The following is a 14,690-nucleotide window of genomic DNA, read 5'->3' on the forward strand; positions in this document are numbered from 1 at the left end:
GGATTTTTACCAAAAATACCGCCGCAACGCGGTCGACTACACGTCCTAAAACCGGCCGTGCTTTTTTTGCATAAGGTCTTGGGCCGTCTGAAAAGGCGGCTGGAAAAACAGGCCGATTTATCAGATAATCCGTGTTTTCTTTACACCGCAAAGGCACCCGCATGAAAGCCATTATCCACACCGACAACGCCCCCGCCGCCATCGGCGCATACAGCCAGGCCGTGCGCGCGGGCGACACCGTTTACATGAGCGGCCAGATTCCGCTCGACCCCGCCACCATGACCGTGGCCGGCAACGGCGACTTCCGCGCCGAAGCACACCAAGTGTTCAAAAACCTGCAAGCCGTGGCGCAGGCCGCAGGCGGCACGCTCGACGACATCGTCAAAGTCAACGCCTACCTCACCGACTTAAACAATTTTGCCGTTTTCAACGAAGTGATGGCGGAATACTTCAGCCAGCCCTACCCCGCCCGCGCCGCCGTCGGCGTTGCCGCCCTGCCCAAAGGCGTACAGGTTGAGGCCGAAGCCGTGCTGGTATTGAACGACTAGGGGCATGTGGTCGGAAAGCTTGTTAAGCGGGCTTTAACCAAAAATACCGCCGTAACGCTTTCTAACGGCACGCCCTCCTGATTAACGAATAAAAAATTATCACGCAGCATAAAGGCCGTCTGAATGTTTCAGACGGCCTCACGCGCCATAAAAACAAAACGGATTCACACACAATGGCACACTACGCAATCGGCGACATCCAAGGCTGTTACGACGAATTCACCGCCCTGCTCGCCACCATCGGCTTCAACCACGGCACCGACACCCTCTGGCTCACCGGCGACATCGTCAACCGCGGCCCCAAATCGCTCGAAGCCCTGCAATTTGCCATGAAGCACGAAAGCAGCATCCAAACCGTGCTCGGCAACCACGATCTGCACCTGCTGGCCGTATCCTACGGTTTCGGTAGAATCAAACGCGGCGACACCATCGCCCCCGTGCTCGAACATCCCGACAGCAAAAAAATGCTCGGCTGGCTGCAAGCCCAACCCCTGCTGGTGCAAAACGACACCCATGTTTTGGTGCATGCCGGCCTTCTGCCCGAATGGAGCGTCGAAAAAGCCGCCGAACTCGCCCGCGAAGTGGAAACCGAACTGCAAAGCGGCGATGCGCGCGGCTATTTCGCCAATATGTACGGCGACCGGCCGCGCCGCTGGAAAAACAAACTCGAAGGCTACGACCGCCTGCGCATGATCACCAACGTGTTCACCAGAATGCGCGCCGTTACCCGCAAAAAAAACAAACTCGACTACGAATTCAAAGGCCGCCCCGACGAAATGCCCGAAAACCTGATTCCCTGGTTTGAGGCTGCCGACCGCCGCCACCTGAGCCACATCACCGTGTTCGGCCATTGGTCGGCACTCGGCTACGTTAACGACCACCGTGTAATCGCACTCGACACCGGCGCCCTGTGGGGCGGCCAGCTCACCTCGGTCAACCTCGCCACCAACGAAATCGCCCAAGTTTTCTCAAAAAGCGGGCTGCATTGGGAAACGGCTTTATAAGCCCGAAAATTTTGTAAAGCCCGTTCAGGCCGTCTGAAACATCCGATTACAGTCAAACCACTTGTTTAGTAACAGTTTCGTCATACTCGGGCTTGACCCGAGTATCTTTTTGGGTTTCAGAAATTTTTAGGAAAGGAGATACTCGGGTCAAGCCCGGGTATGACTTGTGTACTTTTTCTTAAGTGGATTTACCATTATATATATCGTCATTGATTCGCAAGCCCGCTGCGCTGTCCATGCAGACGGGAACGGCGGGATACTAACGTTTTCAGAGCAGTAGGCCAGACTCTCGAATCCGACATTTTGCTCTTCTTCACCGCTCAAAGAATCTGTCAAACAACGAAACAGGCCGAGACCTTTGCAAAAAACCAATTCAACCCTGAAAAGGTTTGTGCCTCGTCATTCCCGCGTAGGCGGGAATCCAGCCTTTAAACCATTAAGTATTTTATTTCAATGGTTTACGAAAAACGACTGGATTCCCGCCCACACGGGAATGATGATGGTTGAATATTTCAGACGGCCTGTTGTTTTAACACCCATTCACGGCATTACGATTCACGCAGGCTTAAGACCGATGCAGCCTGCCCACATATTCCACTTCTTCGCGGCTGCCCATCACCACCGCAACACGCTGGTGCAAACCTTCCGGCTGAATATCGAGCATGGCCTGCACGGTATTGCCGGACGCACCGCCCGCCTGCTCCAACACCAGGCTCAAGGGGTTGGCTTCATACATCAGGCGCAGCTTGCCGGGCTTGGACGGGTCGCGCGCGTCTTGCGGATACATAAACACGCCGCCGCGCATCAGAATACGGTGGATTTCGGCCACCATCGAAGCCACCCAGCGCATATTGTAGTTTTTGCCGCGCACGCCGGTGTCGCCCGCCAACAGTTCGGCGATATATTGCTGCATGGGTGCAGACCAATGGCGCTGGTTCGACATATTAATCGCAAACTCTTTGGTTTGCGCGGGCACCTGCGGGTTGGCCAGGGTTTGAACGAAATTGCCTGCTTCATCGAGCGTAAACACAAACACCCCGTGCTTCAGGGTAAACACTAGTTGGGTTTGCGGGCCGTAGAGCACATAGCCGCTGCAGGCCTGATCGCGGCCTTTTTGCAGGAACGACTCGGTTGTCAAACCGCCTTCGGGCTTGGCCAGAATCGAAAAAATCGTGCCCACCGAAATGTTCACGTCAATGTTAGACGAACCGTCGAGCGGGTCGAACAGCACCAAATAACCGCCGTTTTCGTTGCAGGCCACGAAAGTGTCTTCTTCTTCGCTGGCCAAACCCGCCACATTCGGGTTGGTTTTGAGCGTATCGATCAACAGTTGGTTGGCAATCACATCAAGCTTTTTCTGGTCTTCGCCCTGCACGTTGCCCGTGCCGGCTTCGCCGAGAATACCCGCCAGCGCACCCTGCCGCACTTGGCCGTTAATCTGTACGCAGGCGGCCACTATCGCTTCGAGCACGCTGCCCAAACCTTCGGGCAGGTTGTGGTTTTCAAGATGCTGCGGAATAAATTGGGATAAGGTAGTCATCGTTTTTCTCACTTCGGTTGGTGTTGTCAGGCTGCATAGGGAGTGTAGTCAGAAAGCGTTGCGGCGGTATTTTTGGTCAAAATCCGCAGCGGCTGCGTTAAAAATGCTCGCAAGATACCCAATCTTGCTGCGCTTTTTGCCTTGCATCTGCGGATTTTTCCTCAAAAAACCGCTTCGCAAGCCTTCCGACTACACTCCCTAAACCGCCCGCACATCTTAATTCGCGCCCGAAGCCGCAGAAGCGGCCTTGGTGCCGAACACTTCGTCTTTGCACACTTTGGCAGCCTCCATCGCCTTGCGGGTTAATTCGGCATCGCCCTGAATCAGCTTGGGCATATCGGCAACCGAAACCGTTTCCACCGCTTTCTCCGCACTGCAAGAGCAGACTTTCTGCGCCAGCTCGGCGGAAAGGCCCGCCTCTTTGGGGATACGCTCCAAACAGGCTTGGGTAAACGCGGCGGTAAATTCGTTACGGAAAGAATCGGCTGCCGTTTGTTTAACGGCTTCCTGCTGCTGTTCGCTGCAAGCGGCAAACAAACCGGCACACAGCAATACGGCGGCACAACGGGCGGCAATGTTCATAACAAAAACCTATTCGGGTTTGAAATAAAAACACCGACGATTGTAATTCAATTCGCCCCCGCTTTCTATAAAAGCATCAGGCCGAAGCCTTTGCAAAACTACCTTAAGGCCGTCTGAAATGTTTGATTCCGTCATTATCGGGCTTGACCCGATAATCCGGCATTTGCCATTCAGGCGAAAAGCGAATGGGTATTACCTGAAACCGTGTATTCGCATTAAGTTTTCAGACGGCCTGATACCTTCGCAAAAATACCTTAAGAACATCTGAAAACAGCCCTCACAAAAAATGCCTGTCCGAACCATTTTCAGACAGGCATTGCTGTTTTTCAAACGGCCTTTATTTCTTCAACTCGGCCAGAATCTCATCTACCGTGGCTTTGGCATCGCCGAAGCACATCACGCTGTTTTCGTTGAAAAAGAGCGGGTTTTGCACGCCTGCGTAGCCGGTGTTCATCGAGCGTTTGAACACCACCACTTCTTTGGCCTTCCACACCTCCAACACCGGCATGCCGGCAATCGGCGAGTTGGGGTCGGTTTGAGCGGCGGGGTTGACCGTATCGTTGGCGCCGATTACCAGCACCACGTCGGTTTCGGGGAAATCGTCGTTGATTTCGTCCATTTCCAACACGATGTCGTAAGGCACTTTGGCCTCGGCCAGCAACACGTTCATATGGCCGGGCAGGCGGCCGGCGACGGGGTGGATGCCGAAGCGCACCTCGGTGCCGTTTTTACGCAAAAGCTCGGTGATTTCGGCCACCGGATATTGCGCCTGCGCCACCGCCATGCCGTAACCCGGGGTGATGATGACGCTCGCGGCGTTTTTCAGCATTTCGGCCACTTCGGCGGGCTTGGCTTCGCGGTATTCGCCCACTTCTTCGCTGCCTGCGGCGGCAGAGGTGCCGTCGGTGCCGAAGCCGCCGGCAATCACCGAAATAAACGAGCGGTTCATGGCCTTACACATGATATACGACAGAATCGCACCGCTCGAGCCAACCAGCGCGCCGGTAACAATCAGCAAATCGTTGCCGAGCATAAAGCCCGCTGCGGCGGCCGCCCAACCCGAATAAGAGTTGAGCATGGACACCACCACCGGCATATCGGCGCCGCCGATAGAGGCCACCAAATGCCAGCCGAACGCCAGCGCGATCAAGGTCATCAGAATCAGGGCGAACCAGCTGCCGTCGGCGCCGACAAACAGCAGCAGCAACAGAAACGACACCACGATCGAAGCCAGATTCAGCTTGTGTTTGTGCGGCAGTTGCAGCGGTGCGCTGCTGATTTTGCCGTTGAGTTTGCCGAAGGCCACAATCGAGCCGGTAAACGTTACCGCGCCGATAAACACGCCTAAAAACACTTCGATCAAGTGGATGGTGTGCATTTCCGGATCAACGTTACCCGCTTCGATAAAGCTGTTGAAGCCCACCAACACGGCGGCCAAGCCGACAAAACTGTGCAGCAACGCAATCAGCTCCGGCATCTCGGTCATTTCGACTTTTTGCGCTTTATAAATACCCGCCGCCGCACCGATAACCATGGCAATGATAATCCAGCCCAAGCCGGCGGTGTTTTCGCTGAAAATCGTGGCGAACAGCGCAATCGCCATACCGGCGATGCCGTAATAGCAGCCGTTTTTGGCGGTTTCCTGCTTGGAAAGCCCCGCCAGCGAGAAAATAAACAGAATGGCGGCAACAATGTATGCCGCGGTTACGAGTCCTGAAGACATGATTTGTTCTCCGAATTTTTGTATTTTAGATCGCTCAGGCCGTCTGAAAAACCGTACCGTAGGCGCGCTCCACTTTGCACACGCGGACGGCGAAGTCGGCATACCAGATGGATTTGCCTGTTTCTTGGGCGATGCGGTGCTCGGCATGGCGTTTCCATGCCGTGATGTCCGCTTCGCTTGCCCAGTATGAAACCGTGATGCCGAAGCCGTCTGCCCGCACGCTTTCTGCGCCGAGAAAGCCCGGCTGCTGTTGCGCCAACTCAACCATGCGCCCGGCAGTTTCGGTGTAGCCTTTGTCGCCGTCGGTGCGCTGCGATGTGAAAATCACGGCGTAGTAAGGCGGTTCGGGTGTTTGGGCAAAAGTCATTTCCGCATTCCTTCAGTGGTTTCTTCAGACGGCCTTCAAGCCTATCCTTTACGGAACATATTCAACATGCGGCGGGTAACGTAAAAACCGCCGAAGATATTCACGCTGGCAATCAGCACTGCGATAAAGGCGAGAAGCGACACAAAACCGTTGCCCTGGCCGATTTGCAGGAGCGCGCCGACCACGATGATGCCCGAAATCGCATTGGTTACCGACATCAGCGGCGTGTGCAGCGAATGGCTCACGTTCCACACCACGTAATAACCGATCACGCAAGAGAGCACGAACACGATAAAGTGGTTCAGAAAAGCGGCAGGCGCCACCGCACCTACCCATAAAACCAACACCGCGCCGATCACGGCAGGCGCAAGTTTTTTCCAAGCGGGCACGGGCTTCAGCTCGGGTTTGGCAGCAGGCGCGGCTTGGGCGGCCTGCTGTTGCGGCGCGGCGGAAACCTGAATGGCGGGCGGCGGGAAGGTGATTTCGCCCTCGCGGGTAACGGTCATGTTGCGGATAATCACGTCTTCAAAATCCAGCGCGATTTCGCCGTCTTTATTGGGACTTAACAGCTTGGTTAAATTAACCAGGTTGGTGGCGTAGAGTTGGGAAGACTGCCCTGCCAGGCGGTTGGCCATATCGGTGTAGCCGATGATTTTCACGCCGTTGTCGGTAACGAACAATTCGCCCGGGCGGGTCAGCTCGCAGTTGCCGCCTGTGGCCGCGGCCAAATCCACAATCACGCTGCCAGCCTTCATGCTTTCCACCATTTCTTTGGTAATCAGCTTGGGCGCGGGCTTGCCGGGAATGGCCGCAGTGGTGATGATGATGTCCACCTCTTTAGCCTGTTCGGCAAACAGCTTCATTTCGGCGGCGATAAATTCTTCGCTCATCACTTTGGCGTAGCCGTCACCGCTGCCGCCCGCTTCCTGCGGGAAATCGAGTTTTAAGAACTGGCCGCCCATCGATTCGATCTGCTCGGCCACTTCCAAGCGCGTATCAAACGCTTTTACAACGGCGCCCAAAGAGTTTGCCGTGCCGATGGCCGCCAAACCGGCCACGCCCGCGCCGATAATCAGCACTTGTGCCGGCGGCACTTTGCCGGCGGCGGTAATCTGGCCGGTGAAGAAACGGCCGAACGCGTTGGCAGCCTCAATCACGGCACGGTAGCCGCTGATGTTGGCCATAGAAGAGAGCGCGTCCAACGCCTGCGCGCGCGAAATACGCGGCACCATATCCATCGCCAGCACGTTCACTTTTTTATCGGCAAGTTTCTGCACCAGCTCGGGGTTTTGCGCCGGCCACAAAAAGCTCACCAGCGTTTGGCCCGCGTTCAGACGGCCTATTTCCACATCGTTAGGCGCGTTCACTTTATAAATCAGCGGGCTGGCCCACACGTTTTCGGCGTTCGCCAGCGATGCGCCCGCCGCTTCGTATGCGGCGTCCACCAACCCGGCAGCCGTGCCCGCACCGCTTTCCACCACCACCTCGAAGCCCAGTTTCTGCAACTGGGTAACGGTGGCAGGCGTGCACGCCACACGGGTTTCTCCTGCCAGAGATTCTTTTGGGATACCAATTCTCATCTCTTCGTTCCTTCATTCAAACTCGGTTAATCGGAAAAACATAACTTAACGCTTGCTTTATAACGAATTTCAGCGTGAAAAACAACATTAAAATGTCAACAAAACATCAATTGCCGCCCGATTTAACGTTACCCGAACACCGGGCCGCGAAAGGCCGTCTGAAACTGCGCGGCGCAACAGAACCGCACGCGGCATAGCGTGTTAAAATAAGCCTAAACCGCACCCCGAAGCGGCAAACCGTTTCAGAAAGGATCAACCATGAGAATGCTCCACACCATGCTGCGCGTCGGCAATCTCGACAAATCATTAGCATTTTATCAAGATGTTCTGGGCATGAAGCTGCTGCGCAAACACGACTATCCCGAAGGCCGCTTCACGCTGGCATTCGTAGGCTACGGCAGCGAAGCGGACCACACCGTTTTGGAACTCACCCACAACTGGGACACCGAAAAATATGATTTGGGCACGGGCTACGGCCATATCGCCATCGAAGTGGACGACGCCTACGCCGCCTGCGATGCCGTGCGCGCCAAAGGCGGCAAGGTTACCCGCGAAGCCGGCCCGATGAAGCACGGCACCACGGTGATTGCGTTTGTGGAAGACCCCGACGGCTATAAAATCGAGTTTATCCAAAAAGGCAGCGGCAACGATTCGGTGAAATACGGCTGAACATTGCCGGTTTTATAGTGAGTCAAAAACAAACAGGCCGTCTGAAAATATTTTCAGACGGCCTGAGACTTTTCCAAGTCCTACCACTGCTGCAAAGCCCTGCTCCGCGCCAACCGCTGCACACCGATTGCACGCAGGCCGTCGAGCAGCATCAACCCCAAACCCAGCCAAATCAGCGAATAGCAGGCCAGCGAAACCATTGAAACCTGCTCGCCCAACACCAGCACCGAAACCACGAACAGCAAAGCAGGCTCCAAATAACTCAACATACCGAACAACACCACCGGCAGCGCACCGCCCGCATACAGATTAAACTGCATCGCCAGTGCGCTGCCCGCGCCCAGCAACACAATAAACCCCACCAGCGACGGCTGCGCGGCAATCATTGCCAAGCTGTCGGAAGCAGTGAAAATATACAGCAGCGCAAACGGCGTAATCAGCAGCAAATCAATCAGCAGGCCGGTGAGCGCGGGCACTTTCAAACGCCGTCGCAGCAGGTAATAAGCAGGATAAGTGCCGAACACCCACACCGTTGCCCACGAAAACGCGCCCGTATGCCACAGCTCGGCCGCCACGCCCGCGCAGGCCGCCCCCACGGCGGCTTTTTGCAAAGGCGTGAGTTTTTCGCCGAACAACACGCCGCCCGCCAACACCATCATCAGCGGAAACAAAAAGTAGCCCATCGCCACGCCGACGCCTTCGCCGTTTACCGGCGCCCACATAAACAGCCAAAGCTGGCTGGCGACAATCGGCGTGGGCAGCAGAATCAAAAACCAATGCTTCCAATCGCACCCCACCCCGCGCACGAAGTCGGCCGCATCTCCCCAACTGCGCGTTACCGTAACCAGCACCAGCAACCCTGCCAGCATCGCCACCATGCGCCAGGCAAACACATCGGTGCCGCTCATCGGCTTCATCCAGCCGCTGTGCAGAAACAGCAGAACAAACAGCAAATTGGAACAAACGGCGGCAGCCACGCCTTTCAGGTTGTGCGGCATCATTTCAGACGGCCTTCAATTATGTTAAACGGTTGCAGGATTATAATGCAGGCCGTCTGAAAAATTTTTTCATAATTTATAAGAAATCGGTTTTAAAAATCATTTTTTCAAGCATAATAACGATTATTTCTCAAATAAACGGCCGAACCATGCACGAACTCGACAAACTCGATAAAAACATTCTGAATATCCTGCAAGACAACGCCGCCACCCCTCTGAAAGAGCTGGCGGCGGCCGTGCACTCCTCACCCACCACCTGCCAGCGGCGCATCGCCAAAATGCTGGAAAACGGCATTATCCGCAGGCAGGCCGCGCTGGTATCGCCGCAGGCCGTGGGGCGCGGCATCAGCGTGTTCGTGCAGGTTGAGCTGGAAAGGCAGCACCATAATATTCAAGAAGCGTTTGAGCGCGCCATTTTGAAAGAGCCGGATGTGTCGGGCTGTTATGAGATTTCGGGGGATTACGATTTTCTGATTCTGGTGCACTGCACCGATATGGCCGCCTACCACGCCTTCACCCGCCGCGTGCTCACGGGCGGCAATCATGTGCGCAATTTCAACAGCCAGTTTGTGATGAACTTTACCAAAGTGGAAAATAAAATCACGCTGTGAATGCAGGCGGCAGGTTTGCAAAAAAAGGCCGTCTGAAATGTTTCAGACGGCCTTTGCACATTCAAACCCAATCGAATCAAGACTGCGAACCGGGATAAAACAGCGAAGTTTTGTTTTCTTCGTATTGTTTCTGCTTTTCAGCATCTTTGAATTTAACTTCAAACAGGTTTTCGCGGCTGAACGTCTGCTTAACCTGCTTGGTGATTTCGGGATTTTCCTGGATATAGTATAAGCCGCCGACCAAAGCCGCAGCCAATACAAAAACTTTGATATTCATAAGCCGTCTCCTTTCATGCTTCTTTTGGTGAAAGCAGCATAAGCCAAAACGTCATACGCATATCAAATATTTGTCCGGCGGTAGAATTTAAAGCTAAAAGGTTGTCAAACTGCTTATTAAATAACCTAAGAAACTAATTCAAAAGAAATTATTTACCAAAATTAAAAAATATACACATATTTTCAAAAAGCCATGAGCAGCGTTTGTTTACAAAATCGGATTTTTCATACGGCGCAAAAGCAAATTCAGTTACAATAGCCGCAATTTTATTTCCCCCTTCCCGCAACCCTATCCCGAGGATTCCGAATAATGTTTTCCAAAAGCGTAACCGTTGAAAAATACGATCCCGAACTGGCCGCGGCCATCGCCAAAGAAGTTGAGCGCCAGCAAGACCACATCGAACTGATTGCCTCTGAAAACTATGTAAGCTGCGCCGTTATGGAAGCCCAAGGCAGCCAGTTAACCAACAAATACGCCGAAGGCTACCCCGCCAAACGCTACTACGGCGGCTGCGAATACGTCGATATCGTCGAGCAGTTGGCCATTGACCGCGTGAAAAAACTGTTCGGCGCCGAATACGCCAACGTGCAGCCCCACTCAGGTTCGCAGGCCAACCAAGCCGTTTACGCTTCGGTTTTGAAACCCGGCGACACCATCTTGGGCATGAGCCTCGCACACGGCGGCCACCTCACCCACGGCGCGAGCGTGAACATTTCCGGCAAACTCTATAACGCGGTTACTTACGGCCTCGACGAAAACGAAGTGCTGGACTACGCCGAAGTGGAACGCCTGGCGCTGGAACACAAGCCCAAAATGATCGTGGCCGGTGCTTCAGCCTACGCGCTGGAAATCGATTGGGCGAAGTTCCGCGAAATTGCCGACAAAGTGGGCGCGTATCTTTTTGTCGATATGGCGCACTACGCCGGTTTGGTGGCCGGCGGCGAATACCCCAACCCCGTGCCGTTTGCCGACTTCGTAACCACCACCACCCACAAAACCCTGCGCGGCCCGCGCGGCGGCGTGATTCTGTGCCGCGACAACACCCACGAAAAAGCCCTCAACTCTGCGATTTTCCCCAGCCTGCAAGGCGGCCCGCTGATGCATGTGATTGCTGCCAAAGCCGTGGCATTCAAAGAAGCGCTCGAGCCTGAATTCAAAGAATACGCCAAACAGGTGAAAATCAATGCCGCCGCCATGGCCGAAGAGCTGGTGAAACGCGGCCTGCGCATTATTTCCGGCCGAACCGAAAGCCACGTTTTCCTGGTTGACCTGCGCGCGAAAAACATCACCGGCAAAGCCGCCGAAGAAGCTTTGGGCAAAGCGCACATCACCATCAACAAAAACGCGATTCCCAACGACCCTGAAAAACCGTTTGTGACTTCAGGCATCCGCGTCGGCGCTTCCGCTATCACCACCCGCGGTTTCAGCGAAGCCGATTCGCGCGAACTGGCCAATCTGGTGGCCGATGTGCTGGAAAACCCGGAAGACGAAGCCACCCTCACCCGTGTGGCCGCCGCCGCCAAAGCCTTGTGCGATAAAAACCCGGTTTACGGCGCTTAACAGCCGATACGTCTGGCAACATTAACAGGCCGTCTGAAAATATTTTCAGACGGCCTGTTTGTTTGAGCGTTTTATCTTTTCACGCAAACCGGAATGCGTTGAGATTTATTCAGCCCGCAAAATCACGGCGGTTCGCCAGAAAATACGCCAGCAGCAAAGCCGCCACCGCCAGCGCCGCGCCGGTGAAGCCGATATATTTCATACCGAACCAACCTTCCGCATAGTGGCCGAACAGCGCGCCGCCGCCGATGCCCACATTAAACAGCGCCGAATAAATCGAAGTGGCCACATCGGTGGCATCGGAAGCGAAATGCAAAACCCGCGACACCATCGCCAAACCGAGTGCGGAAATACCCGTTCCCCATAAAAAACACAGCGCATACACCACAACCGGCGAACCGGAAAGCGGATACAGCAGCAACATCGCCGCCACCATCACCGCGCAGCAGCTTAAGAAAAACACCTTACTGTGTTTGGCAAACCATTTGCCGAACAAGAATGAGCCGATAAAACCCGCCACGCCGTATAACACCAGCAACACCGTTACCTGCTCGGGCGCAAATCCGCCCACCTGCAACACAAACGGCTCGATATAACTGTATGCGGTGAAATGCGCGGTAATCATCAGCACGGTAAACGCATAAAGCTGCAACAAACCGCCGCGCCTGACCAGCAGCGGCAAACTGGCGAGCGAGCCGCTGTTCACGCTCGGCAGTTTGGGCAGGTTTTTCGCCAGCACGGCAGCGGTCAGCACCGCCACCGCACCGATCAGCAAAAAGCTCAACCGCCAGCCGTAGGCGTTGCCGATAACGCGCCCGAGCGGAATCCCCAGCACCATCGCCAACACCGTGCCCATGCTGAGAAAACTCAAAGCCTGATTGCCTTTGCCTTGCGGCGCAATCCGTACCGCCAAAGCCGCCGTTATCGACCAAAAAACCGCATGGGTGAGCGCAATGCCGATGCGGCTGGCCAGCAACACCGGAAAATTCCAAGCGAAATACGACAACACATGGCCGGCGGCAAACAGCCCGAACAGCGCCAGCAGCAGCGTGCGCCGTTCCATATTGCGGGTGAGCAGCATCAGCGGCAGCGACAACAAAGCCACCACCCACGCATACACCGTAATCATGATGCCCGCTTCGGTGGGCGAGATGGCGAAGCTGCCGCCGATATCGCTGAGCAAGGCAATCGGAATAAACTCGGTGGTATTGAAAATAAACGCGCCGAACGCCAGCGCAAACACGCTGAGCCAGCGCGAAGTATCGTTTTGAGGCATGAAACGTATTGCTTTCTGATAGGTATTTTTATATTTTTTATCGGTAAGAAACGGCAAAAACAATCAGGCCGTCTGAAAACAGACGGCCTATGCTATTCATATGAACGGCTGTTTATTTCACCAGGTTTTTCAGCACCAGCGAGGCGATATCGTCCAAACCGAAACCATCGGCATCTTGAGCAGAGCCGTTGGGCGTGGCGCTGTCCACCAGATTGGGCAGATATTGCGCCAGCAAATCGCCGGCCTGTTGGCCGTCCATGCCGAACTTGGCTGCCACCTGCTCGATCATGCCGCTGCCCAGTGCAGACTGCAAATCGCTGCCCGACACGCTTTGGTTGCCGCCGGTGGAAATCCAGCTTTCCAACGCGCCGCCCAAACCGCCCTGTTGCAGTTGGTTGATCAGGTTGCCCACGCCGCCGCTTTGCTGCACCAAGTCCAGCACCATTTGAACGGCGGTGTTTTGTTGGCCGTTACCGGCGCCGCCGATGGCCGATGCGGCCGCATTGAGTAAAGAATCCATTAAAGCCATGAGTGTGTTCTTTCGTTATACAGAATCAGGTGGCGTATTCTAGCAAATTTCAACACACGGGCAGATGTTTTTTGCCGCAGGCATGTGTAGGTGTCGGTAGTCTGCATCGCTGCAGCCGCTTCCTGCTGTTGCAGGCGGCAAAACAACTAAGGCCGTCTGAAACGGTTTTCAGACGGCCTTATCCGGTTTTGATGCGGTTAATCTTCCCTACCGTTGAAAAACTCCGCCGCACCGCCCTCGAAAAAACCCTGCAAAATCGCCTGCGCGGCCACTTGGTCGAGCACGGCTTTCTGTTTTCTGCCGAACACCTGCGCTTCGGCCAGCAGGCTTTCGGCATACAGCGACGACATCCGCTCGTCCACCCAATACACAGGCAGGTTGAAACGCCCGTGCAGGCGGCGGCCGAACTTGCGGCTCAGGCGGGTCAGCTCGTGCTCGCTGCCGTCGGCATGAACGGGCAGCCCGACCACAAACTGCCGGGGCTGCCATTCGCGTACCAGTTTGGCGATGGCGTCAAACTTGGCATCATTACCCTCACCCGTTACCGTGGCAATCGGATGCGCCGTGCCCACTTCGGCATCGCCTTCGGCCACGCCGATACGCGCCTCGCCGAAATCAAATGCCAGCGTGGTGCCGCGCGGTGCGTCAAGCATGGCCGGCTCCGCTCATCATCATGCCGGGGCTGACGCCGATTTTGGCAAACGCCGCTTCATAACGGTCGCCATACGGCAAATCAAACAGAATATGCGTGTCGGCAGGCACGGTCAGCCATGCGTTTTCCGAAAGCTCGCGCTCGAGCTGGCCGGCTTCCCAGCTCGAATAACCGATGCTGACCACGGCTTTTTCAACCGCGCCCGGCTGGGCGAGGTTTTCGATGATGTCGCGCGAAGTGGTCAGCGCCACCTGGTCGTTCACAGTCAAACTGTTCTGCCAGTTGCCCACCGGCGTGTGCACCACATAACCGCGGTCTATCTGAACGGGGCCGCCCATCATCACCCATTCGTTTTGAAAACGCTCGGGGATGGCGCTGTCGGCGGCGGCAAAGATCAAATCCATGGTAACGGGCGAAGGCTTGTTGATCACAATGCCCATCGCGCCCTCTTCGCCGTGCTGGCACAAATAAACCACACTGCCCTCGAAAAACGGATCGTCCATCGAAGGCATGGCCACCAAGAAATGGTCTGCTAAATTCATGATTGCAAGCTCGTTTGAGTAATGGTTCGAATGCAGCCGAACATGGGGATAGGCATGGTTTTTTACAAGGCGGCGCCGTAAAAAACCAAACCGCGCCGCACTTTTTTCAGACGGCCTTGATTTTCATTTTACATTAACAAAAATAAACATTAACCATGCCGTCTGAAACTTATACAATATCCACCTGTCTCAATATACTGGCAAACTGTGGCTTTATTTCCATACCGGCCGC

General features: G+C 55.0%; 16 protein-coding genes. 5 read left to right on the forward strand and 11 right to left on the reverse strand.

The window, feature by feature from the left end:
- Positions 1–161: 161 nt before the first annotated feature.
- Positions 162–548 (forward strand): RidA family protein, encoded by a 387-nt coding sequence (locus NQ012_RS02870; protein WP_085365706.1) that lies wholly within the window; start codon positions 162–164, stop codon positions 546–548.
- Between the two features lie 173 nt (positions 549–721).
- Positions 722–1,552 (forward strand): symmetrical bis(5'-nucleosyl)-tetraphosphatase, encoded by an 831-nt coding sequence (locus tag NQ012_RS02875; protein WP_257066046.1) that lies wholly within the window; start codon positions 722–724, stop codon positions 1,550–1,552.
- A gap of 565 nt (positions 1,553–2,117) precedes the next feature.
- Here NQ012_RS02875 and NQ012_RS02880 read toward each other — a convergent pair.
- From NQ012_RS02880 to NQ012_RS02900, 5 genes are all read right to left on the reverse strand, one after another.
- Entirely contained in the window at positions 2,118–3,092 is a 975-nt protein-coding gene (locus NQ012_RS02880; protein ID WP_257066047.1) for a class 1 fructose-bisphosphatase, read from the reverse strand.
- Between the two features lie 216 nt (positions 3,093–3,308).
- Positions 3,309–3,674 carry a hypothetical protein gene (locus NQ012_RS02885; protein ID WP_257066048.1) on the reverse strand — a complete coding sequence of 122 codons (366 nt, stop codon included), beginning with the start codon at positions 3,672–3,674 and terminating at the stop codon, positions 3,309–3,311.
- Positions 3,675–4,011: 337 nt separating this feature from the next.
- Positions 4,012–5,397, reverse strand: a complete 1,386-nt coding sequence (gene pntB / locus NQ012_RS02890; RefSeq protein ID WP_257066050.1) for a Re/Si-specific NAD(P)(+) transhydrogenase subunit beta — start codon at positions 5,395–5,397, stop codon at positions 4,012–4,014.
- A gap of 34 nt (positions 5,398–5,431) precedes the next feature.
- Entirely contained in the window at positions 5,432–5,764 is a 333-nt protein-coding gene (locus NQ012_RS02895; protein ID WP_257066052.1) for an antibiotic biosynthesis monooxygenase family protein, read from the reverse strand.
- A 41-nt stretch (positions 5,765–5,805) separates the two neighbouring features.
- Positions 5,806–7,344: a Re/Si-specific NAD(P)(+) transhydrogenase subunit alpha gene (locus NQ012_RS02900; protein ID WP_257066053.1), complete on the reverse strand. Its 1,539-nt coding sequence runs from the start codon at positions 7,342–7,344 to the stop codon at positions 5,806–5,808.
- A 258-nt stretch (positions 7,345–7,602) separates the two neighbouring features.
- Here NQ012_RS02900 and gloA point away from each other — a divergent pair, with 258 nt between their 5' ends.
- Entirely contained in the window at positions 7,603–8,013 is a 411-nt protein-coding gene (gene gloA / locus NQ012_RS02905; RefSeq protein WP_257066054.1) for a lactoylglutathione lyase, read from the forward strand.
- An 80-nt stretch (positions 8,014–8,093) separates the two neighbouring features.
- On the opposite strand, the gene rarD is transcribed toward gloA, so the two are convergent.
- Positions 8,094–9,011 (reverse strand): EamA family transporter RarD, encoded by a 918-nt coding sequence (gene rarD, locus NQ012_RS02910; RefSeq protein ID WP_257066207.1) that lies wholly within the window; start codon positions 9,009–9,011, stop codon positions 8,094–8,096.
- Between the two features lie 149 nt (positions 9,012–9,160).
- Here rarD and NQ012_RS02915 point away from each other — a divergent pair, with 149 nt between their 5' ends.
- Positions 9,161–9,622: an Lrp/AsnC family transcriptional regulator gene (locus NQ012_RS02915; RefSeq protein ID WP_257066055.1), complete on the forward strand. Its 462-nt coding sequence runs from the start codon at positions 9,161–9,163 to the stop codon at positions 9,620–9,622.
- Positions 9,623–9,698: 76 nt separating this feature from the next.
- Here the strand turns inward: NQ012_RS02915 and NQ012_RS02920 are convergent, their stop codons facing one another.
- Positions 9,699–9,899, reverse strand: coding sequence for a hypothetical protein (locus NQ012_RS02920; protein WP_257066056.1), 201 nt, complete (start codon positions 9,897–9,899; stop codon positions 9,699–9,701).
- Between the two features lie 309 nt (positions 9,900–10,208).
- On the opposite strand from NQ012_RS02920, the gene glyA reads away from it, so the two are divergent.
- Positions 10,209–11,459 carry a serine hydroxymethyltransferase gene (gene glyA / locus NQ012_RS02925; protein ID WP_257066057.1) on the forward strand — a complete coding sequence of 417 codons (1,251 nt, stop codon included), beginning with the start codon at positions 10,209–10,211 and terminating at the stop codon, positions 11,457–11,459.
- A 109-nt stretch (positions 11,460–11,568) separates the two neighbouring features.
- Here the strand turns inward: glyA and NQ012_RS02930 are convergent, their stop codons facing one another.
- The 4 genes from NQ012_RS02930 to NQ012_RS02945 all read right to left on the reverse strand — a co-directional run bounded on the left by NQ012_RS02930 (position 11,569) and on the right by NQ012_RS02945 (position 14,458).
- A complete protein-coding gene (locus NQ012_RS02930) occupies positions 11,569–12,735 on the reverse strand; it encodes a sugar transporter (protein WP_257066058.1) in 1,167 nt (388 codons plus the stop codon).
- 112 nt (positions 12,736–12,847) lie between these two features.
- Complete coding sequence (locus NQ012_RS02935) at positions 12,848–13,264, reverse strand: YidB family protein (protein WP_257066059.1); 417 nt, start codon at positions 13,262–13,264, stop codon at positions 12,848–12,850.
- Positions 13,265–13,461: 197 nt separating this feature from the next.
- Positions 13,462–13,917: a Holliday junction resolvase RuvX gene (gene ruvX, locus NQ012_RS02940; RefSeq protein WP_257066060.1), complete on the reverse strand. Its 456-nt coding sequence runs from the start codon at positions 13,915–13,917 to the stop codon at positions 13,462–13,464.
- A complete protein-coding gene (locus tag NQ012_RS02945) occupies positions 13,910–14,458 on the reverse strand; it encodes a YqgE/AlgH family protein (RefSeq protein WP_257066061.1) in 549 nt (182 codons plus the stop codon). The genes ruvX and NQ012_RS02945 overlap by 8 nt, the downstream gene beginning before the upstream one ends.
- Positions 14,459–14,690 lie beyond the last annotated feature (232 nt).

The sequence above is a fragment of the Neisseria dentiae genome, assembly GCF_024580525.1.
GTDB classification, from domain to species: Bacteria; Pseudomonadota; Gammaproteobacteria; order Burkholderiales; family Neisseriaceae; genus Neisseria; species Neisseria dentiae_A.